The sequence below is a fragment of the Ensifer sp. B1-9 genome (genome assembly GCF_050474445.1).
GTDB lineage: Bacteria > Pseudomonadota > Alphaproteobacteria > Rhizobiales > Rhizobiaceae > Ensifer.
Genome location: NZ_JBCHVG010000005.1, coordinates 17,045 through 38,139, shown reverse-complemented (window position 1 = coordinate 38,139; position 21,095 = coordinate 17,045). Strand labels below are relative to the sequence as shown.

Sequence of the window (21,095 nt, the reverse complement as noted above, 5' to 3'; positions counted from 1 at the left end):
TCCTTGCACTCCAGCGGCGTCTCGATTCCAAATGCAAAAAAACGAATCACTGAAACAAGCACCAGCCCCGGTCCGGGCCTGACAGCCGCAAGGAGACGCAAGGATTGAGACACCATAGACGGCATGCCGACGCTTCGCGGGTCCGGGCCACCGCCCACACGTCGATCGAAAGGCTGGCCTGATGGGTGCCTATATCCTGCGCCGCCTGCTGCTGATGATCCCGACGCTGTTCGGGATCATGGCGATCTCCTTCATCGTCGTTCAATTCGCGCCGGGCGGCCCGGTCGAGCAGGTGATCTCTGAACTTACCAATGCCAGCGGCTCGGATCGGCTGAGCGGCAATGGCGGCGACCTGCTGCAGCGCGGCGGCGAGGAAAGCGGCCGCTATCGCGGCGCTCAAGGGCTCGATCCGGAATTCATCGCCAAGCTCGAAAAGCAGTTCGGCTTCGACAAGCCGCCGCTCGAGCGCTTCGCCACGATGATGTGGAACTACATCCGCTTCGATTTCGGCGAGAGCTTCTTCCGCAACACCTCGGTCATCGATCTCATCAAGGAGAAGATGCCGGTCTCGATCTCGCTCGGCCTCTGGATTCTTCTGTTTTCCTACGCGATCTCCATTCCGCTCGGCATCAAGAAGGCGGTCACCGACGGCTCCACCTTCGATGTCTGGACCTCCGGCGTCATCATCATCGGCTATGCCGTGCCGAGCTTCCTGTTCGGCATCCTGCTGATCGTCGTGTTCGCCGGCGGGTCGTTCTTCGACTGGTTCCCGCTGCGCGGCATCGTCTCGGACAATTTCTGGCAATTGCCCTGGTGGCAGAAGCCGCTCGACTATATCTGGCACATGACACTGCCGCTGATCACGCTGCTGCTTTCGGCGTTTGCGACCACGACGCTGCTCACCAAGAATTCCTTCATCGACGAGATCAAGAAGCAATATGTGACGACGGCGCGCGCCAAGGGGCTCAACGATCGCCAGGTGCTCTACGGCCACGTGTTCCGCAACGCCATGCTGATCATCATCGCCGGCTTTCCCGGTGCCTTCATCTCGGCCTTTTTCACCGGCTCGCTGCTGATCGAATACATCTTCTCGCTCGATGGTCTCGGCCGTCTCGGCTATGATTCGGTCGTCAAGCGCGACTATCCGATCGTCTTCGCGACGCTCTTCATCTTCTCGCTGATGGGCCTGCTCGTCAGCCTGCTCTCGGACCTCATCTACACCTGGGTCGATCCGCGCATCGACTTCGAGCGGAGGGATGTCTGATGGCAAGCGTGACGACCTCTCCGACTGCCCCCGCGGCCGTGCCGCCGCGCGGCTGGCTGTCCCCGGTCAACCAGCGGCGTTGGCAGAATTTCAAGGCGAACCGGCGCGGCTACTGGTCGCTCTGGATCTTTCTCGTGCTCTTCGGGCTCAGCCTCTGCGCCGAGCTCATCGCCAATGACAGGCCGATCGTTGCCTCCTACAAGGGCGAACTGCTGTTTCCCGTGATCGTCAACTACCCCGAAGAGAAGTTCGGCGGCTTCCTGGCGGAAACCGACTACCGCTCCGATTTCATTCGCGACGAGATCGAGGCCAACGGCTGGATGATCTGGCCGCCGATCCGCTATTCCTACCAGACGGTCAATTCCAACATCCCGCATTCGGCGCCGACGGCGCCCTTCTGGCTGATGAGCAAGGAGGAGCGCTGCTCCGCCTATCCGGAAGGTGTGAACGACCGCAACTGCATCGTCGGCAATCTCAATTGGCTCGGCACCGACGACCAGGCGCGCGACGTCATGGCGCGGATGATCTATGGCTTCCGCATCTCGGTGCTTTTCGGCCTGACGCTGACCATCGCTTCGGCCGTGATCGGCGTCACGGCGGGCGCCGTCCAGGGCTATTTCGGTGGCTGGACGGATCTCCTGATGCAACGGTTCATCGAGATCTGGTCCTCGATGCCGGTGCTCTACATCCTGCTGATCATCGCCGCGATCCTGCCGCCCGGCTTCTTCATTCTGCTCGGCATCATGCTCTTGTTTTCCTGGGTCGGCTTCGTCGGCGTCGTGCGCGCCGAGTTCCTCCGGGCACGCAATTTCGAATATGTGAACGCGGCCCGCGCCCTCGGCGTCGGCAACGGCACGATCATGTATCGCCACCTGCTGCCGAACGCGATGGTCGCAACGCTGACCTTCCTGCCCTTCATTCTCTCCGGCTCGATCACGACGCTGACCTCGCTCGACTTCCTCGGCTTCGGCATGCCGCCGGGCTCGCCTTCGCTCGGCGAGATGATCGCCCAGGGCAAATCCAACCTGCAGGCGCCCTGGTTGGGACTGACGGCCTTCTGCGTCATGTCGGTGATGCTGTCGCTGCTGATCTTCGTCGGCGAGGCAACGCGCGACGCCTTCGACCCGAGAAAGACATTCCGGTGAGCGCGACGATGACAGATCCCCTTCTTTCCGTCCGCGACCTCTCGGTCGCCTTCCATCAGGGCGGCAACACATCGCTTGCAGTCGACCACATTTCCTTCGACATCCAGCGCGGCGAGACCGTTGCGCTCGTCGGCGAATCCGGTTCCGGCAAGTCGGTCTCGGCCAATTCGATCCTGAAGCTGCTGCCCTACCCTTCGGCCAGCCATCCGAGCGGCGAGATCCTCTTCAACGGCAAGGACCTCCTGAAGGCCAATGACGCGGAGCTGCGCAACGTGCGCGGCAACGACATCACCATGATCTTCCAGGAACCGATGACCTCGCTCAATCCGCTGCATTCGATCGAGCGGCAGATCGGCGAGATCCTCGAACTGCACCAGGGGCTCGAAGGGGCCGCTGCGCGCACCCGCATTCTCGAACTCCTGAACCAGGTCGGCATCCGCGAGCCGGAGAAACGCCTCAGCGCCTATCCGCATGAGCTCTCCGGCGGCCAGCGCCAGCGCGTCATGATCGCAATGGCGCTCGCCAACCGGCCGGAACTGCTGATCGCCGACGAACCGACGACGGCGCTCGACGTGACGGTACAGGCGCAGATCCTTGAGCTTCTGAAGAAGCTCAAGGACGAACACGGCATGTCGATGCTGTTCATCACCCACGACCTCGGCATCGTGCGCAAGATCGCCGACCGGGTCTGCGTAATGACCAAGGGCAAGATTGTCGAGACCGGGCCGACCGCCGAGATTTTCGCCAACCCGCAACACCCCTATACGCGCCATCTGCTGGCGTCGGAACCGAAGGGCAACCCGCCGCCCTCCGATGCGTCGAAGCCGATCGTGATGGAAGCCTCCGACATGAAGGTCTGGTTCCCAATCAAGGCCGGCTTCCTGCGCAAGGTGGTCGACCATGTGAAGGCGGTCGACGGTATCGACCTGAAGCTCCGCGCCGGTCAGACGCTGGGCGTCGTCGGGGAATCCGGCTCCGGCAAGACGACCCTCGGGCTGGCGCTGACGCGGCTGATCTCGTCCAAGGGGCGCATCGCCTTCGTCGGCAAGGACATCGACCGTTACAGCTTCAACGAGATGCGGCCGCTGCGAAACCGGATGCAGATCGTCTTCCAGGACCCCTATGGCTCGCTCAGCCCGCGCATGTCGGTGGCCGACATCATTGCCGAGGGCCTGAAGATCCACGAGCGGTCCCTCTCCGAAAACGAGCGCGATGCGCGCGTCGCCGCCGCACTCGAAGAGGTCGGGCTCGATCCTTCGACCCGATGGCGCTACCCGCACGAATTTTCCGGCGGACAACGCCAGCGCATCGCCATCGCCCGTGCCATGGTGCTCAAGCCGCAATTCGTCATGCTCGACGAACCGACCTCGGCCCTCGACATGAGCGTGCAGGCGCAGGTGGTCGATCTGCTGCGCGACCTGCAGAGCAAACACGACCTTGCCTATCTGTTCATCAGCCACGACCTGAAAGTCGTGCGGGCACTGGCGAACGAGATGATCGTGATGCGCATGGGCAAGGTGGTGGAACAGGGGCCGGCCGAACGCATCTTCAAGGCGCCGACCGAGGACTATACCAAGGCGCTGATGGCGGCCGCATTCAACATCGAAGCCGTCAATCTCACCGCGATCCGTCAGTAGAGTGCCCGCAATGTCTGCAAAAAGCCCCGTCATCGTCGATCTGAAGTTCATTCCGGAAGAGGTCGAGGAGGCCCTTCGCGGCGCCTTTCCCGATCGCGAGGTGATCAATCGCGCCGACGTCGTGCACCACAATCGCGAACTTTCGGGTATCGACTATGCAGTGGTGTGGAAATCGGCACCGGATCTCTTCAAACGGGCGCCAGACCTCAAGGTGGTCTTCTCCGGTGGCGCCGGCGTCGATCACGTGCTGACGCTTCCCGGTCTTCCCGAGGTGCCGCTCGTACGTTTCGTCGATCAGACACTGACGACGCGCATGAGCGAATGGGTGGTCATGCAGTGCCTCATGCATCTGCGCCAGCACCGCGCCTACGAGGCGCTGGCGGCGAAGCGCGAGTGGCGGGATCTGACCCAGCCGGAAGCCGCCGACGTCACGGTCGGCATCATGGGCATGGGCGTCCTCGGCCAGGACGCCGCCCGCAAGCTCTCCCTCATGGGCTTCAAGGTGGTGGGGTGGTCGCGAACCAAGAGGTCTGTCGCGGGCATCGAGACCTATGGCGGCAGCGAACTCGACAGCTTCCTGGCGCGCACGGATTTCCTCGTCGGCCTGCTGCCGCTGACCCCGGATACGCGGGGTATCTTCAATCTGCGCCTGTTTGCCAAACTCAGCCGCAACGGCCCGTTCGGTGCGCCTGTCTTCATCAATGCCGGCCGCGGCGGCAGCCAGGTCGAAGCCGATATCCTTGAGGCACTCGACAGTGGCGTGCTCGGCGGCGCCTCGCTCGATGTCTTCGAAGAGGAACCGCTTGTCCGCGACAGCCGCTTCTGGACCATGCCGAACGTCTATGTGACGCCGCATGTGGCGGCATCCTCCGACGTCAAGGCGCTGTTCCGCCATGTCGAGCACCAGATCGCCCGCTTCGAGAGCGGGCAGCCGCTCGAACATGTGGTCGACAAAGTAGCCGGCTATTGATTGAGCTGAGGCGCGGCGCGCAGCTTACAGCGCCGCGCGTCCTTTCGGACACGCAACCGTCGCTATAGCACTTTGCATGGGTGTTTTATCCCTGGATCGGCGACGACGAAGCAAGCAGCAGGCTCCTCTTTCATCCCCCCGCATGACGGGCGATCAGGGACGACGATAGCCCGTCGGCTGGTCATAGAGCCAACCAATACGTTCGATCGAGGCTTCCAACCCCTCGCGCGCAACGGTCATGGTGTGGCCGTTGGCATGGATCAGGGTTTCGTCGTCCTCCATAAGCGCGACGTGCCCTTTCCAGAAGACGAGGTCGCCGCGCTTGAGCTCCTCGCGCGCAATCGGCGTTCCCAGGCCCGTTGCCTGCATGTCCGAATCGCGCGGCGCGAGCCTGCCGACCATCATCATCGACAATTGCACAAGGCCGGAGCAATCGATGCCGAAGCCGGAGCGACCGCCCCAGAGATACGGCGTTTCGACGAAACGGGCAGCGACCGAGACATAGTCTCCCGGCACGACACTGCCGACCTCGATGCAGTGATTGGCGATGACCGCCTGGCCGCCATCGAGCAGGAAGTAGCGCGTTCCCCGGGTTTCGCGCTCATCGACAACCGTCAACCGGCTACCCATCGACAGCGGATAAACCGTCGGAAGGCGCAGATCATGGCCGGTATAAACGAAAGTGCGCGGCACTGAGACGATATGTGTCGGGCTTTTGACCACCGGCGCGAGGCAATATTCCGGCAGGTAGCCGACATAGCCGTCGAAATCGGCCTTCACCCAGCACCAGCTCGCATTGGTGTCGAGCACCCGAACCGATTCGCCAAGCAGCAGTTCTGTGTCGGTGCCGCAGGTGAGTTCGGGCTTCGCCCGCAGGGGCGCCACCGGAACCGAGACGCGGGCAACGCTTCCCTCGACATAGCGTTCGGCTTGCACGACACCGCGAAGACGGCTCTCTGCGAGGTCGGGTCGATAGGCATTCAAGCGGCGATCGGGGAGTGTCGACATATCTACTCACTTGGGCTGTTTGCGGCCCTGATCAATGATCAGGTCACCGAATTTTTCAAGATAGATGGCACCCTCGACTGTCCTTTTGATGACAACGTTGCGGCGATCACGGTCATCGCGGACGCGATCGACAAGACCAAGCGTCCCCATCGTATCGAGCGCCCGGGTGATAACCGGCTTGGTGACGCCCAGCGTCGCCGCCAGACCGCGCACGGTGTGGGGCGGCGGCACAAGGTAGATGTGCAAGAGGATCGCCAACTGCCGCAAGGTCAGGTCGCGGCTGTCGACCCGGACCTGGGCGAGCGACACCGCATGCCAAAGCCCGAGGGCCTGGGAAGGCGTAAGCTCGATCGGCAATGGCGGCTCCTGCGCATGGGACTGATCCGCCACGATAGCGGCGGATCGTTACGCAAGCGTTTCTTTTTACGGACCGAATAGGGCCAGTCTATTTCGCCATCTTCTGGATGTGATGATAGAGCGCCCGGATGGCCTGTGCCTCGCCGCCGACCGGCGAATGCGGCCGCTCGGACTGCGCCCATCCGAAGATATCGAAATGCACCCAGCTCTTGGCATTGGTGACGAAACGCCTGAGGAAGAGCGCCGCGGTGATCGAACCGGCCATGCCGCCCGCCGGCGCATTGGTGAGATCTGCGATCCGCGCCGAGACATCCTTGTCGTAGCCGTTGTAGAGCGGCATGCGCCACATCGGATCGTCGACCTCGAGGCTCGCTTCGGAGAGATCGTGGGCGAGATCGGCATCGTCGGTGAAGAAGGGCGGCAGGTCCGGGCCGAGCGCGACGCGGGCGGCGCCGGTCAGCGTTGCCATGTCTACGAGCAGGTCGGTTTTATCCTCGTCGGCATAGGCGAGCGCATCGGCCAAGATCAGCCGGCCCTCGGCATCGGTGTTGTCGATCTGCACGGTCAGCCCCTTGCGGCTGCGGTAGATGTCACCCGGGCGGAAGGCATTGGCGGAGATCGAGTTTTCGACCACCGGAACGATGACGCGCAGATCGACCTTGAGCTTGGCGTCCATGATCATCAGCGCGAGGCCAAGAACGTTGGCGGCACCGCCCATGTCCTTCTTCATCAGGAGCATGGAGGCCGATGGCTTGATGTCGAGGCCGCCGGTATCGAAGCAGACGCCCTTGCCGACCAGCGTAACCTTCTTGTGACCCTTCTTGCCCCAGCGCAACTCGAGAAGGCGCGGCGCCTCGGCGCTGGCGCGACCGACGGTATGGACCAGCGGGAAGTTCTGTGTCAGCAGCGCTTCGCCTGATATGACGGAGACATCAGCCTTGTAATGGGCGGCCAGCGCCCGGAATGCCGCCTCGAGCGCTTCCGGTCCCATGTCGTTGGTCGGCGTGTTGATGAGGTCGCGCGCCAGGAATACGCCGGCGAGCTGCCGCTTAATGTCGGTCGCGTCGGCGTCGGCGGGGATGAGCAGCGTCGGCGGCTCGCCCTTGGCGGATTTGTAGCGCTCAAAGCGATAGGAGCCAAGGCCGTAGCCGAGCGCCAGGCGGTTGGCGGTCAGCGGCGCGGTTTCGATGTGCCAATTGCCGGCCGGCAGCGCACGCGCGAGCTTGCCGGCCAGAAACGGCGCCTCCGACGGGTTGCTGCCGAGACCGAAGAGCGCGCCGCCGAGATGGCCGTCGGACGACGGGATCAACAGCACCGCGCCGGATTCGGCGGTAAAGCCAGCCTTGCGCGCCCAGTCCAAAGCGATCGGATCGATCGTCCCCGTCTCGATGTGCGCCGGCGTGACCGCGAAGATCGGCAGGGTCTTGCCGGCGCTGGTGTTGAACGGCGACGGCCGCTCGATGAACTGATAGGGAGCCATGAAAGTCCTCGGCTGACAGAGATGGAATCGCGCCATTAACGCTCTGTTAGGGTTAACAGATTATTGCTGGAATGAAAGTTGCGCCGGTGTTGTCTGAAGTTCAGGTGCGCGAATGCATGCTGGGGACACTCATGGCCAAACGCACGACTTCACGCTTGAAAGCCGCTCATCTCTTCCAGGGCGCGGCGATTGCGCTGGTGGCGCTCACGCTCGCGGGCTGCGCCAACCAGCCGAAGAAGGAACTGACGACAGGCTCGATTTCGCGCACGTCGAAGCCGGTGCAGTCGATGACCGCGACGGAACTTTCGGCGGCGGCCGAAAGCATCGGCCAGGCCTATGAAAAGAACCCGAGGGATCGCGAAGCCGGGCTCAACTACGCCAACCTTCTGCGCATGACCGGCCGCAACGAGCAGGCCCTCGCCGTCATGCAGCAGGTCGCGATCAATAATCCATCGGACCGGGAAGTGCTCGGCGCCTATGGCAAGGCGCAGGCCGCGGCCGGCCAGCTCGACCAGGCGCTGGCGACGATCAGCCGGGCCCAGACTCCGGACCGTCCGGACTGGAAGCTGAAATCGGCCGAGGGCGCAATCCTCGACCAGCTCGGACGCCCGCAGGAGGCGCGCGCGCGCTATCGCGAAGCGCTCGACCTCAGGCCGAATGAGCCGTCCGTGCTGTCCAACCTTGGCATGTCCTATCTTCTGACCAAGGATCTTCGCACCGCGGAAACCTATCTCAAGTCGGCAGCAGGCCAGCCCGGCGCCGATAGCAGCGTGCGGCAGAACCTGGCGCTGGCGGTCGGGCTTCAGGGCCGTTTTCAGGAGGCCGAGACCATCGCCCGGCAAGAGCTTTCCAGCGAACAGGCGGAAGCGAACGTCGCCTATCTGCGCTCGATGCTTTCCCAGCAGGGGGCGTGGAAACAGCTCGCCAAGGTCGACGAGGCGAAGGCTGCCAACTAAAAGCGTGCCGCCGGTCCGCACCGACAACATGGATGGGATCATCGGCTTTGTGCCCTCATCTTCGCCGACACCGGCCGTCGCAGCAGTTGGTATCGCGCCGTGAGTCGAACTAGTTGAAAAGGCTTGAAACGCTTTGATCCCTGGCCGTGCGGGCCAAGGCTTCGCCTATCAGTGGCGCGATGATGAGGCGTCTGATGTTGGCGGTCTGGCGTTGAGCTTCGGTTTCCTGAATGGAGTCGGTCACGACCAGTTCCTTGAGGAGGCTGGCACCGATGCGTTCGCAAGCGCCCCCGGAAAGAACGCCATGGGTGATATAGGCCGAAACGTCCTTAGCACCAGCTTTCAGCAAAGCTTCAGCCGCGTTAATCAACGTCCCGCCACTATCGACGATATCGTCGATCAGAAGACAGCTTTTCCCGGACACATCGCCGATGATGTTCATCACTTCCGACACGCCTGCGCGGGGTCGCCGTTTGTCGACGATTGCAAGATCGGTGCCAATGCGCTTGGCAATGGCGCGAGCGCGCGCCACGCCACCGACATCGGGCGAAATGACCATTAAATTCGTGATGTCGTAGCGCTCCTCGATGTCGCGGGTCATCACGGGCGCTGAATAGAGATTATCAGTCGGAATGTCGAAAAAGCCCTGAATCTGATCTGTGTGGAGATCAACCGTTATGACACGATGGACACCTGCACCAGCGATCATGTTGGCCACCAGTTTCGCCGAGATCGGTGTGCGGCCGGTGGCGCGGCGATCCTGGCGGGCATAGCCGAAGTAAGGGATTACGGCGGTGATCCGGCGTGCTGATGAGCGGCGCAGCGTATCGGTCAGGATAAGCAACTCCATGAGATTGCCGTCGGCCGGGGCGCTTGTCGACTGGAGAATGTATACGTCCTCGCCGCGTACATTCTCATGAAGTTGAACGTGGATTTCCTGGTCGGCGAAGCGCTTGACCGTACAGTCTGCCAGGGGAAGATCCAGGTGGTTGGCGATGGCTTCGGCAAGGGCGCGGTTGGAGTTACCGGTCACCAGCTTCATGAGCGCGATCCTGTTTCAAGGAGCCTTTGGGAGCAGCCGTTCGAGTTTGCCGTACCTTTAGAGAGTGGCGCGTAAATCACAACTAAGCGCTTCGCATTATTTGCGAGATGATCGCCTGGGTTGATGCGCCCCTGGCCGGAGCACCGCGCTTTTGTTCCTCGTCTTTCCGCCTCCTGCGATCCTCGCCTGAAAGCGGGCCGTTTTAGAATTTGTCGGCGACCTGGATACCGGCAGGTCCGAGAATGACGGCGACCAGGACCGGCAAGAAGAAGAGGATCATCGGTACCGTCAGCTTCGGCGGCAGCGCCGCTGCTTTCTTTTCAGCAGCCGTCATACGCTGATCACGGCTTTCCTGCGCAAGAACGCGCAGGGCCTGGGCGATCGGCGTACCGTAACGGTCCGCCTGGATGAGGGCCTGGACCACCGACTTGACCTCCTCGAGGCCGGTGCGAAGGCCGAGGTTTTCGAGCGCCGCACGACGGTCAGGCAGGAAGGAAAGTTCTGCGGTCGTGAGCACCATTTCTTCTGCCAAGGGCTGCGACTGGGCCGCGATCTCGTCTGCGACACGACGCATGGCCAGTTCCATCGACACGCCCGATTCCACGCAGATCAGGAGAAGGTCCAGCGCGTCCGGCCAGGCGCGACGAATGGAAGCCTGGCGTTTAGAGACGGCGTTGGCGACGACAATGTTCGGTGCATAGAAGCCCAGATAGGCGAAACCGATCGCGAAGAAGAGACGCACCATCAGCGGCTTCTCGACGAAATTTCCGAGCACGAAAATGTAGACGAGGGCGATGAGCAGAAACAGGAAAGGCAGGCAGAAGCGCGCGAACAGAAAAGTATTGAGGGCATTCTGCGAGCGGAAGCCGGCCATTTTCAAACGGTTGACCGTGTTGTCATCCACCAGCGCTGTGCGCAGATTGAGCCTTTCGACGATCTGGCGAATGGAGGCGTTGTTCTGGCCACGCAGGCTCGCCCTGCCGCTCTGTGCTTCGGCAAGCCGCGCCCGTTCGCGTGCGCGGATTTGCTCCCGCTCGCTCGCAACCGACTTCATCCGCTTTCCGAGATCGCCCCGTTCGAAGAACGGCACGATCAGCGAGTAAAATGTCGCGAGCACGGCAAGTGAAACCAGAACCGCCATGACAACGTTCGGATCGGTCAGCGTCTTGATCAGGTCCATGCTCATCGATGCGCCTCAGATATCGAAATTGATCATGTTACGCATCACCAAGATGCCGATGCTCATCCAGACGAGGCCAGCGCCGATGATGAGGTGGCCGCGCGGGTCGGTGAACAGCACCATCATGTATGCGGGCGAGGTCACGTAGACCAGGAATGAGACGATGAATGGTAGGGCACCAATGATGCAGGCCGACGCCTTGGCCTCCATCGACAGCGCGCCGACCTTCGCCTTCATCTTCCTGCGGTCGCGCAGGACCCTCGACAGGTTGCCGAGGGCTTCCGAAAGGTTGCCGCCCGCCTGCGCCTGGATGGCGATCACGATCGCGAAGAAGTTCACCTCGGGAAGCGGAATGCTGTTGATCATGCGGGCACAGGCCTCGGCAACGCTCAAGCCGACCTGCTGGGATTCGACCACACGGCGAAACTCCGTCTTGACCGGCTCCTGCCCATCGGCGGCGATGAGGCGGAGCGCGTCATTGAGCGGAAGGCCGGATTTGATCGAGCGGACCATGATCTCGAGCGCGTTGGGAAACTCCTCCAGGAACTTCTTGCAGCGTCGCTTGACGAGGAAGCCGACAAACCACCGAGGCAGGCCAAGGCCGGCGATCAAGGCGATCCCGAGGCCGATGGCGGGTCCGGTCCCCATGATCAGGGCGACGAGAAAGGCGAAGACGCCGAAAAGCGCGCTGAACAGATAGAAGCGTCCCAAGGACATTGAGAGGTTCGCCTGGGTCAGTCGCACCTTCATCGAAGGCGAAGACTTGGCCGAGCGCTCCTGCTGTTTCTTCTCCAGTTCCTTCAGGGAATCCTGGACGGATTTGCGCCGCTTCGACAGTTCGCTGACACGGTCTCGCGCTGCCTTGACCTTCGCGCGGTCCGTTTCCGCCGCGCTGACCTTGCGCACGCGGCTTTCCGCCTTCTTTTCGCTTTCGATACGCGAGAACAGAAGGCCATAGGCAAGCGCCGCCGCCGATATCGCGACAAGAGCGGCCAGTGCCAGAACGGTGATGTCTATACCGAACATCGCGGCTCCTAGTTCTTGTCCATCGCGTCAAGGGTGGCGGCAAGGCGCTTGTCCTCGTTGAAGTAGCGGGCGCGTTCCCAGAAATGCGGCCGGCCGATGCCGGTCGACGTGTGGCGGCCAATGATGCGTCCGTTGGCATCCTCGCCTTCGATCTCGTAGCGCATCAGGTCCTGCGTGATGATGACGTCGCCTTCCATGCCCACCACTTCGGTTATGTGGGTAATGCGGCGGGAGCCGTCGCGCAAACGCGACGCCTGAATGATCACGTCCACCGATCCGGCAATGATCTCGCGCACGGTCTTGGCCGGCAGACTGTAACCACCCAGGGCGATCATCGATTCCATACGGCTCAAGCATTCACGTGGCGTGTTGGCGTGAATCGTTCCCATCGAGCCGTCATGGCCGGTATTCATCGCCTGAAGCAGATCGAAGACCTCGGGGCCACGCACTTCGCCGACGATGATGCGTTCCGGCCGCATGCGCAGGCAGTTCTTGATGAGATCGCGCATAGTGATCTCGCCTTCGCCTTCGATGTTCGGCGGGCGTGTTTCTAGGCGCACGACATGCGGCTGTTGCAGTTGCAATTCCGCCGTATCCTCGCAGGTGATCACCCGCTCGTCGGCGTCGATGTAGCGCGTGAGGCAGTTGAGAAGTGTCGTCTTGCCCGAGCCCGTACCGCCAGAGATGACAATGTTGCAGCGGACGCGACCGATGATCTGCAGCAGGGTGGCGCCTTCCGGCGTCACCGACCCGAAGCGGACGAGCTGCTCCAGTGTCAGCTTGTCCTTCTTGAACTTTCGGATCGTCAGCGCCGTGCCGTCGATCGCAAGCGGCGGGGCGATGACGTTGACGCGCGATCCGTCCGGCAGGCGGGCGTCGCAGATGGGGCTCGATTCATCGACGCGGCGGCCGACCTGGCCGACGATACGCTGGCAGATCGACAGGAGCTGGGCATTGTCGCGGAAGCGGATTTCCGATTCCTGTACCTTGCCGCCGACTTCGATGAAGGTCTGCCCCGCACCGTTGACCATGATGTCGGCTATGTCGTCGCGGGCAAGCAGTGGTTCGAGCGGACCATATCCCAGCACGTCGTTGCAGATATCGTCGAGCAGCTCTTCCTGCTCGGAGATCGACATCGCGAAGTTCTTGATCGTGATGATGTCGTTGACGATGTCGCGAATTTCCTCGCGCGCACTTTCGGTATCCAACTTGGCGAGTTGCGACAGATCGATTGTGTCGATCAGCGCGGAAAATACCTGCGACTTCGTATCGTAATAATCTTCCGTTCGCGCGGTGCGACGACGGGTCGGCGACGCGGCGGCAGGCTGGATCTTCGGGATCGCGGAAGTCGACTCACCGAGCACCGGGACGGCGGGCCGTTCGGTCGCCGCCGGTTGCGCAACAGCCACGGGCGCAGGAACGGCGGGACCCGGGGTACCGCTTTTGCCGAAGCCTTCGTTTCCGCGTTTGCCAAACATTTGCTTGATCCTACGTCCTGTCTATTTCCTACCGAGCGCGGCAAGCACCTTGCCAAGTCCGCCGCGCCGGGCCTTTTTCATCGTTACCCGGCCGGTCAAGAGATGTGCGAGCTGTGAGAACGTTTCGGCCGCCGGCGCCTTCTTGTCGATTTCCGCGATCATCCTTCCGCTGTTCGAAGCGTTGCCGAAGAGCGCCGCGTCAAAGGGAATGATGGCCACTGCTTCGGTTTCCAGCGATTCGCAGAACTCGCTCGCCGTGATCTCCGGACGCTTCGGCATCCCGACCTGGTTCAGAACCAGGTGGGGCGGCTTGTCGTTTGGACGCAGCTTCTTCATTGCATCGAGCAGGTTCTTGGTATTGCGCAGGCTGGCGAGATCGGGGGTCGCCGTAATCACCACTTCGTCGGCTTCCGCGAGCACGGCGCGGGTCCAGTCCGTCCACAGATGCGGAACATCAAGAACCGAAACGGGCGCGCTGCGCTGCAGGATCTCCAGGATCGGGTGGAAGGCACCGGTCTCGAAGTCATAGGCGCGATCGAGCATGGAGGGGGCAGCCAGCAGCGACAGATGGTCGGAGCATTTGGTCAGCAGCCGGTCAAGGAACACCTCGTCCAGGCGCTCCGGCGCAAACACCGCTTCGGCAATGCCCTGCGGCGGATCCTGGTCGAAATCGATGTTGGCCGTGCCATAGGGAAGGTCGAGATCGGCGAGAATGGTCTCGGTCGAGAAGAGGCTGGAGATGCCCCAGGCGCAATTGTGCGCGATCACCGACGAGCCGCAGCCGCCCTTTGCACCGATGAAGGCGATGCTCCGGCCGAGCGGCTCGGCATCCGGGTCGACGAAGATCGCTGAAACGGCGGCGAGAATATCCGGCATGGACACCGGTGCGACCATGTATTCGGAAATGCCGTTGCGGATGAGTTCGCGATAGAGCCCGATATCGTTGTGCTTACCGACGAGGATCACCTTGGTGCTCGGGTCGCAGACCTCCGCAAGCGGCGCGAGTTCCGCCAAAAGCGACCGCGGTTCGGTCGATGTCTCGAGGATGATGAGATTGGGAGTGGATACGGTCGCGAACATGTTTGCGGCCGCATCGATGCTGCCGCTGTTGATGCGCAAGCTGACCTTCGTCATGCGCCGGTCCTGCCCGCAACGCTCCATCAGCCGCTGCATCGCATTGGTTTCGCAGAAGGCGTGGATCGAAATCCGCGGCAGCGGACGGACCTGTTCCAGATCGCCCGTACGCACCTGGTCGAAGAAGGGATCATCCCCCTCGCCACCGGTATCGATCTTATAGTCGATCGTGCTCATTTCTTTATCCCGCCGCTATCAGTTGAAGATGACGACCGGGCCGTCGCTCTTGTCGGTTCCACGCCAGTCCTTGATGATCTGACCGCGCTGTTCCGCATCGATCGGCGACGTCTGGCGCGGACCGAGCAAGTCTGTCGGGTTGGCGATCTGGGCGGCCAGGTTCGATTGCGAGGCGCAACCGAAATTGTAATAGTTCTTGTTTTCCATCGTGTTGAGGTTCAGATCCTCCGGCCAGGTGCCGCAAGGCGCCGTCTGGGCGGTAATCGCGACATAGCTCAAGCGGATCGGTGCCGCGTCGCCATAGGGTCCGGCGTCATAGCTCGTCTCGAGGAGGCGCTTGGCCGGGACGCCCGCGGCAACCAGAACGCTGCGGATCTCCCTACGCATCGCTTGCGCAGCATGGCTGTTGGCCGCGCCGCGCGGCATCATGATCTGCACGACGCCGCTTGCCGAATTGTGATAGTCGGAAGCAAAACCGGCAATGACATCGCGCGTTCCCTGGGTCAGGCGACGGTCGCCCGATGCAATCGGGATATCGATGGCGCGTTCGCCTTCGGCGAGCACGATCGGATGCCGCGTGCGATAGTCGTCCGGAATCGAGCCGGTGGCGAGATTGTCCTTCGTCCCGCAGCTCGCAAGGAAAATGCCGGCAATGGCCAGCATGGCCACGCGGCCCATGCATCGCATGACGGCGCTGGATGTGCTCAGGGGCATGGCATTCGGCCTTTCAGAAGTCTTGTGGGAACCGGTTCGAAGCGTCATGACCCGACCTATTTGTAGATGAAGCCGACGTTGCCGTGGTAGCGCCCCGCCGGGGCCGCGGCCTCGGGCCGCCCGTAGATGCGGTTCACGCGGCCAAGGAAGTAGCTGTCGAGATCATTGGCCGGATTGAAATTGTCGTCAGGCCGGGAGATCGCGCTCCTGGCGACCGGACGGACCAGATAGGGCGTCGCGATGATGACAAGCTCGGTCTCGTTGCGCACGAAATCCTTGCTGCGGAACAGCGTTCCAAGGATCGGAATCTTCGCTGCCCCCGGCAGGCCCGACATCGCCTGGCGAATATTGTCCTGAACCAGGCCGGCAATCACGATCGAACCGCCGGAAGGCAGTTCGACGCTGGTCGAAGCCTCGCGCCTGCGGATTCCGAGGAAGGTATTGCCGGCAATGCTCGTCTTGCCGTTGCCGGTGACAACAGACCCCTCGTAGGTCGGCTCAGAGACGTTCGTCTCGATCTGAAGGCTGATGCGTCCGGGCCCAAGAACGACAGGCTTGAAGTTCAAACGGATTCCATATTCGACATCGTTGACTTCGCGCGTAACCTTGTCTTCGCCGGTATCCTTGTCAGTCGAGACTTCCTGAGTTCCGGGCAGGCGGAACTCACCGCCAACATAGAACTTTGCTTCTTGGCCGGAAATCGCCGTCAGACTTGGCTCGGCCAGCGTTCGCATCACGCCTGCTTGCTCCATCGCATTGATGTAGCTGGCGATCGTCGTTCCGCCGATGGTCCCCCTGATCAACGCATTGGCGCCGACGCCAATTGCGTCGCCGAGGTTGGACGGGTTGCGGAAACCGATGCCGCTCTCGCCATCGCCGATGCGACCGTTGAAACCGAGCTGTTTCAACACTTGACGGCTGACTTCGGCAACGGTGACCTTGAGGTTGACCTGATCGTCGCCATCGATCGTCAGGAGGTTGACGATCTGGGAAACCTGCCGGTCTTCGGCGAAGATATCGGCATCGCCATTGTTGCCCTGGGCGGTGATGTTGCGCGTGGTCGCCTCACCGCCCTGGAGGAAGGCCTTGGCGAGATCGACGGCACGGGTGGAATCGAGAGGTGTTCGCACCGTGCCGGTGAGCACGATGTTGTCCGAGATGATCTCGACATTGATATCGGCGTCCGGAATGAAGCGACGCAAATTCGACTGCAGGTTGGCGACATCGCGTTCGACTTCGATGTCGAGGCTGACAATCTCCTCGCCATTGGGGCCGAAGACAAAGATGTTGGTCTGGCCAACGGACTTGCCGAAGAGGTAAAGACGCCGCGACGTACGGGTCACGGCATCGGCCAGCGAAGGATCTGCCACGAGAATATCGTGCGCGTCGGCGGGGAGGTCGACGACAACTGCCTTGTTCAGGCCGAGACTGACCTTCTTCTTGACGCCGGGACCACTTTCAACGATCCGTACGACCGAGGAAGCGGCGGCGAGAGCCACCGACGGCATCGGCAGATACATGCCGGAAAACGCCAGGCAGAACGATAAACCGGCTGCGACAGACGCCCGAAATTTGTTTCCGCTCGGTTTCACCTTATGCCCCGTTCTAACCTGGTTACTGCTGCGTCTGGCCGGCGACGCTGTCGCTCTTGACGATGGACCCGGACTTGATGACTTGGATGCTCGGCTGACCATCACCGCTCAACAGGTAGTCCGCGGCGTCGGTGTCGGATTCCTGTGCGTCGGCGACGCTTCTGAGTGCCAATGAAATGCGCTCGGCCATTTGCTGCGCGACCGTCATGACCTTCGATTGGTCGGGCGTCAGCTCCAGGGTAGCCGTGGTACCGACGACGGCTTTCGTGCCGTCCTCCTTCTCCTCGACCTGCTGGTCGATTGCCAGGACACGCACATTGCTGAGCACGGTTTCGGTCAGGTAGAGTTCGCCGTCGCCCTTGCGGACCATGATGACGTCGACACGGTCATTCGGCAGGATGAAGCCGCCGGCACCCGTGGCGACGGTGATTTCCGTCGCGACGGCGCGTTTGCCCGCCGGCAGCAGCGACGACATGATGCGGCTGGAGGAGTCTGCGACCTTCTCGTGGCGGACCGGCTCGCCGTTGAAGATCGGCAAGCGGACGACGGCCCCCGTGAGGTCGTCGATTGCCGACGGTTGATTTTCGTCGGTGATCAGGCCGTCAACCACACCGTCCTTCGGCCAGGCCATCCACTGGATGGAATCGCCGCCAAGGCGCGATCCGACGGGCAGGCTCTTGCTGGCAACCAGAACGTTGACGGTCGGCGCCCTCTCGATCAGGGGTTCGGCGGCCATCGGCGCAGGTGCGCGCGTCAGTTTCATCGCCAATAGACCAGCCGTCGCGGCCGACAGAACGGCCACCGCCAGTATGATGATGCGAACCGGTTTCATGATCGTTTCCGAGCCCCAAAGAAATGCCAGGGTCAGATTGATCAGGAATTGGTGTAATTATAGTTAACGGACCACTTATAGCCATGGTTAACGAAGCGTAACAGGCCCGGTCGCAGGCCCGCTCAGTGCACATGCGGGAATGCCAACGACATCAGCGGCGATAGAGGATAGGCGACAAATCCGCCGCAGGCGATGGCGACCGCGTAGGGGACCTTCTTCGCGGTCAGCAACAGGCGCGGCACCGGAATGCCGGCCGCCAGGATCCTCGCCTCCTGGGTCCGAAGCAGCAGGACCGCGATGGTCAGCGCCCCGCCGAAGAGGGAAACATAAATGAGGAACGAGACCAGCGATGCGTTAAGGCCAAACCAGGCCGCGCAGGCAGTCAGCAGCTTGGCATCGCCTCCGCCCATGACGTTGAGTGCGAAAAGGACAAAGCAGACGGCAAAGACAATGGCGGCGGCGAGGAGATGAAGTCCTATCTGCTGCAGCTCGAAGCCCGAGACGGCAGCGGTCGCGACGAAGGCACAAAGGAGAATGGCGGACACCCGGTTCGGGATTGTCATCGTCAACAGATCGGAGACGGCTGCAAAAGCCAGACACAGCGGAAACACAAGCAGGATCGCCATATTTTCCATCACACGCCCCTCGCAAAATACAAACTGGTGTCACTCACAAATGTCTAAACCATCTGTTTCGCGCCGCATGCACGGTGAGATGCCCGATCAACGCAAAGAGGGCCACCCATCCGAGCGACCCTCATTATCGTAAGCAATATGGAGCGCTCGCCTGCGCTTACATGTTCGTGACGGCGGTCGACATGCGGGTGCCGAGGCCGTTGAACAGCAGGTCGAGCTGGTTGCCAAGGGTCGTTGCACCAGCAATCAGGGCAACGGAAATGAGAGCGGCGATCAAGCCGTATTCAATGGCGGTCGCGCCGGACTCGTCCTTCATCAGACGGGCAAAAATCTTCTTCATGATGATTCTCCTACTTCACATTTGTTGTTCAGCACTTCCGCCAACTGTTGCCGTTGATCGGATGGCCTCAAACTAGTCCTGGCCCATTGCCATCGGCTTAAGGAAGGCGGTTACCTGAAGGTTAACGAAGCGTCCCTGATTTTTGGGTAAACGAACAGAAAACGACGCAGCATCCGCAAAGCCTCGAAAAGGCGGACTTAACGGTTCATTCACCAAGATGGGTGAGTGTAGGGTGAGCACCATCCCAAGGACCCGCCATGACCCTGCCTTTCGCGACCAGCCGAGCTGCCATCTTAGCATTCGCGATCGCCGCGCTTGCCCCAGCGGTTGCCGTCGCGACCGAAGGCGACATGATGCGCGTCTACATGGATCACGCGCGCGTGCTCAAGCTCGATCGCCCGGTCAGCAAGGTCATCATCGGCAATGCCGAAGTGGCGGACGCCACGGTTGCCGACGCCCGAACCATCGTCATCACCGGCCGCAATTTTGGCACCACCAATCTGGTCATCCTCGACCAGGACGGAAACGCCATTGTCGATGAGCGGATTCTGGTGTCGATCGACGAAGGAAACACCGTGCGTATCTACAAGCAGACGTCGCGCACCGTGCTCTCCTGTACGCCAAATTGTGAACGACACGCCGAACGTAAAACCACAGGTAGCACCAACTGAATTTTATGGGTTTTGACCTGCGATTCGTTAAAATGCACATGATCCGCAGGAACGAAATATCAACGGTTGCTCCATAATCTGCCGCCCGTCTGGCGTAACATGATGGGACGGCACAATGAGCATCGAGCAGGCAATCGAACGTCCGCGCGGGCCTGATTTCAGGCGAAAAGGCATTCTGCGCCGCTTCGTCCGCAACCGCAAAGGCGCGACGAGTATCGAGTTCGCCATCCTCGCCTTGCCCTTCTTTCTCGTGATTTTCGCCTCGCTCGAAACCTTTGCCGCCTTCTACGGCGACCAGCTCCTGGCGAACGCAACGGAGACGATGGCGCGCAAGGTCCGCACCGGCCAGATCACCTTCGAGCGGGGCAAGGTCACGGATATGACGCAGGCGCAGTTCCGCCAGGCCTTCTGCGATGAAATCGCGATCCTGATGAAATGCTCCGCCACCGAAGCAACCCAGCCCTCCCAGTTCTACCTGGACGTCCGGGCGGTTTCAGACCTCACCAAATTTCCCGTGAACATCCCGCGCAAGGCGGGCTCGACAGATATTGATACGGCCGACTTCAAGTTTGCCCCCGGCGGCCCGGGCACCTTCAACGTGGTGCGTGCCTACTACCGATGGAGCGTGATCACCGACCTCGTCAGGCCGTTCGTCACCAACTTGCGGCCCGCCGGCGCGAGCATGCCGAAGGATTATCTCATGGTGGCAACGGCCACGTTCCGAAACGAGAGCGAGTGAGGTTCGCCATGAAGCAGATTGCGGGGCAAACGATCCGGCGCCTCCAGGCGGTTTACGGCATGTTTCACGCGCTGCGGCGGGATAAGCGCGGCGTGGGGGCCGTCGAATTCGCGATTGTCGCGCCGTTGCTGATCATGACCTATCTGGGCGCGTTCGAGCTTTCGGTCGGCTTTACGGTCGCCGGCAAGACTGCACGCGCCGCAAGCGCCGTCGCCGACGTCGTGGCACAACAGTCGGAAGTCAACAAAGCCTTCCTCACCAACGTGTCGAATGTCGCAAAGAGCATTCTCGAGCCCTACGGGAACGCAAACTACACGCTGAAGATCACCGGCATCGAGGTCTCGGGTACCAACGAGGGAACCGTCATTTGGTCGCGCGATCAGGCCGGCGGGGTTCCCTACGCCGCGAATTCGAAAGTCTCCCTGCCCGGCCAATTCACGGCCAACAAGTCGTTTGTCATTCGGACGGAGCTCACCGTTCCGCATGAGTTGATGCTCTACGCTCCGAGCCTTCAGGCCACGTCCAAAACGATAGACCTCTCCAAGACGGCCTACTTCCACTCACGCCTGCCTCAGTCGATAAAATGCACTGATTGCTGATTGGGCACTGATCCGGCGCAATTGCATTGCGTCGTGTGCAGCGTTATCCCTTCGGGATTGCGCGGCGGGCCTTTAGGTATCGTCGCGCCTTTCCAGAAGCTATCGGAGCGCGATGCCAG

The 21,095-nt window shown here is 61.5% G+C and carries 21 protein-coding genes; 8 read left to right on the top strand and 13 right to left on the bottom strand.

What is annotated here, in order from left to right; translation table 11 throughout:
• Nucleotides 1–181: 181 nt before the first annotated feature.
• Genes ACQ5BM_RS10095 through ACQ5BM_RS10080 form a run of 4 tightly spaced genes read left to right on the top strand, consistent with a single transcriptional unit; the run spans nt 182 to nt 5,016 of the window.
• Complete coding sequence (locus ACQ5BM_RS10095) at nt 182–1,264, top strand: microcin C ABC transporter permease YejB (protein ID WP_429810601.1); 1,083 nt, start codon at nt 182–184, stop codon at nt 1,262–1,264.
• Complete coding sequence (locus ACQ5BM_RS10090) at nt 1,264–2,409, top strand: ABC transporter permease (RefSeq protein WP_429810599.1); 1,146 nt, start codon at nt 1,264–1,266, stop codon at nt 2,407–2,409. The genes ACQ5BM_RS10095 and ACQ5BM_RS10090 overlap by 1 nt, the downstream gene beginning before the upstream one ends.
• Before the next feature lie 8 nt (nt 2,410–2,417).
• Nucleotides 2,418–4,046: an ABC transporter ATP-binding protein gene (locus ACQ5BM_RS10085; RefSeq protein WP_429810597.1), complete on the top strand. Its 1,629-nt coding sequence runs from the start codon at nt 2,418–2,420 to the stop codon at nt 4,044–4,046.
• Nucleotides 4,047–4,056: 10 nt separating this feature from the next.
• Nucleotides 4,057–5,016 carry a 2-hydroxyacid dehydrogenase gene (locus ACQ5BM_RS10080; RefSeq protein WP_429810595.1) on the top strand — a complete coding sequence of 320 codons (960 nt, stop codon included), beginning with the start codon at nt 4,057–4,059 and terminating at the stop codon, nt 5,014–5,016.
• A gap of 153 nt (nt 5,017–5,169) precedes the next feature.
• Here the strand turns inward: ACQ5BM_RS10080 and ACQ5BM_RS10075 are convergent, their stop codons facing one another.
• The 3 genes from ACQ5BM_RS10075 to ACQ5BM_RS10065 form a co-directional block, all read right to left on the bottom strand.
• Nucleotides 5,170–6,024: an NlpC/P60 family protein gene (locus ACQ5BM_RS10075; RefSeq protein WP_429810593.1), complete on the bottom strand. Its 855-nt coding sequence runs from the start codon at nt 6,022–6,024 to the stop codon at nt 5,170–5,172.
• A 6-nt stretch (nt 6,025–6,030) separates the two neighbouring features.
• A complete protein-coding gene (locus ACQ5BM_RS10070) occupies nt 6,031–6,381 on the bottom strand; it encodes a MarR family transcriptional regulator (protein ID WP_429810591.1) in 351 nt (116 codons plus the stop codon).
• Nucleotides 6,382–6,469: 88 nt separating this feature from the next.
• A complete protein-coding gene (locus ACQ5BM_RS10065; protein WP_429810589.1) occupies nt 6,470–7,861 on the bottom strand; it encodes a leucyl aminopeptidase family protein in 1,392 nt (463 codons plus the stop codon).
• A 131-nt stretch (nt 7,862–7,992) separates the two neighbouring features.
• On the opposite strand from ACQ5BM_RS10065, the gene ACQ5BM_RS10060 reads away from it, so the two are divergent.
• On the top strand, nt 7,993–8,817 hold the full coding sequence (locus tag ACQ5BM_RS10060) for a tetratricopeptide repeat protein (RefSeq protein WP_429810587.1): 825 nt from the start codon (nt 7,993–7,995) through the stop codon (nt 8,815–8,817).
• Nucleotides 8,818–8,926: 109 nt separating this feature from the next.
• Here the strand turns inward: ACQ5BM_RS10060 and ACQ5BM_RS10055 are convergent, their stop codons facing one another.
• The 10 genes from ACQ5BM_RS10055 to ACQ5BM_RS10010 all read right to left on the bottom strand — a co-directional run bounded on the left by ACQ5BM_RS10055 (nt 8,927) and on the right by ACQ5BM_RS10010 (nt 18,967).
• On the bottom strand, nt 8,927–9,859 hold the full coding sequence (locus tag ACQ5BM_RS10055) for a ribose-phosphate pyrophosphokinase (protein WP_429810585.1): 933 nt from the start codon (nt 9,857–9,859) through the stop codon (nt 8,927–8,929).
• 202 nt (nt 9,860–10,061) lie between these two features.
• The gene (locus ACQ5BM_RS10050; RefSeq protein ID WP_429810583.1) at nt 10,062–11,045 is read right to left on the bottom strand and encodes a type II secretion system F family protein; all 984 of its coding nucleotides are present in this window, start codon (nt 11,043–11,045) and stop codon (nt 10,062–10,064) included.
• A 9-nt stretch (nt 11,046–11,054) separates the two neighbouring features.
• Nucleotides 11,055–12,065: a type II secretion system F family protein gene (locus ACQ5BM_RS10045; RefSeq protein ID WP_429810581.1), complete on the bottom strand. Its 1,011-nt coding sequence runs from the start codon at nt 12,063–12,065 to the stop codon at nt 11,055–11,057.
• A gap of 8 nt (nt 12,066–12,073) precedes the next feature.
• A complete protein-coding gene (locus ACQ5BM_RS10040; RefSeq protein ID WP_429810579.1) occupies nt 12,074–13,543 on the bottom strand; it encodes a CpaF family protein in 1,470 nt (489 codons plus the stop codon).
• A gap of 21 nt (nt 13,544–13,564) precedes the next feature.
• The gene (locus tag ACQ5BM_RS10035) at nt 13,565–14,854 is read right to left on the bottom strand and encodes an AAA family ATPase (protein WP_429810577.1); all 1,290 of its coding nucleotides are present in this window, start codon (nt 14,852–14,854) and stop codon (nt 13,565–13,567) included.
• An 18-nt stretch (nt 14,855–14,872) separates the two neighbouring features.
• Nucleotides 14,873–15,568: a CpaD family pilus assembly protein gene (locus ACQ5BM_RS10030; RefSeq protein WP_429810575.1), complete on the bottom strand. Its 696-nt coding sequence runs from the start codon at nt 15,566–15,568 to the stop codon at nt 14,873–14,875.
• A gap of 56 nt (nt 15,569–15,624) precedes the next feature.
• The gene (locus ACQ5BM_RS10025; RefSeq protein WP_429810573.1) at nt 15,625–17,160 is read right to left on the bottom strand and encodes a type II and III secretion system protein family protein; all 1,536 of its coding nucleotides are present in this window, start codon (nt 17,158–17,160) and stop codon (nt 15,625–15,627) included.
• A gap of 22 nt (nt 17,161–17,182) precedes the next feature.
• A complete protein-coding gene (gene cpaB, locus ACQ5BM_RS10020) occupies nt 17,183–17,992 on the bottom strand; it encodes a Flp pilus assembly protein CpaB (protein WP_429810571.1) in 810 nt (269 codons plus the stop codon).
• Nucleotides 17,993–18,114: 122 nt separating this feature from the next.
• Nucleotides 18,115–18,627 (bottom strand): A24 family peptidase, encoded by a 513-nt coding sequence (locus ACQ5BM_RS10015; RefSeq protein ID WP_429810569.1) that lies wholly within the window; start codon nt 18,625–18,627, stop codon nt 18,115–18,117.
• Between the two features lie 157 nt (nt 18,628–18,784).
• Nucleotides 18,785–18,967 carry a Flp family type IVb pilin gene (locus ACQ5BM_RS10010; protein WP_065371977.1) on the bottom strand — a complete coding sequence of 61 codons (183 nt, stop codon included), beginning with the start codon at nt 18,965–18,967 and terminating at the stop codon, nt 18,785–18,787.
• 257 nt (nt 18,968–19,224) lie between these two features.
• On the opposite strand from ACQ5BM_RS10010, the gene ACQ5BM_RS10005 reads away from it, so the two are divergent.
• The 3 genes from ACQ5BM_RS10005 to ACQ5BM_RS09995 all read left to right on the top strand — a co-directional run bounded on the left by ACQ5BM_RS10005 (nt 19,225) and on the right by ACQ5BM_RS09995 (nt 20,976).
• A complete protein-coding gene (locus ACQ5BM_RS10005; protein WP_173515071.1) occupies nt 19,225–19,638 on the top strand; it encodes a pilus assembly protein N-terminal domain-containing protein in 414 nt (137 codons plus the stop codon).
• Nucleotides 19,639–19,753: 115 nt separating this feature from the next.
• The gene (locus ACQ5BM_RS10000) at nt 19,754–20,377 is read left to right on the top strand and encodes a TadE/TadG family type IV pilus assembly protein (RefSeq protein WP_429810567.1); all 624 of its coding nucleotides are present in this window, start codon (nt 19,754–19,756) and stop codon (nt 20,375–20,377) included.
• A gap of 8 nt (nt 20,378–20,385) precedes the next feature.
• Nucleotides 20,386–20,976, top strand: coding sequence for a TadE/TadG family type IV pilus assembly protein (locus ACQ5BM_RS09995; RefSeq protein WP_429810565.1), 591 nt, complete (start codon nt 20,386–20,388; stop codon nt 20,974–20,976).
• The last annotated feature ends 119 nt before the right edge of the window (nt 20,977–21,095 follow it).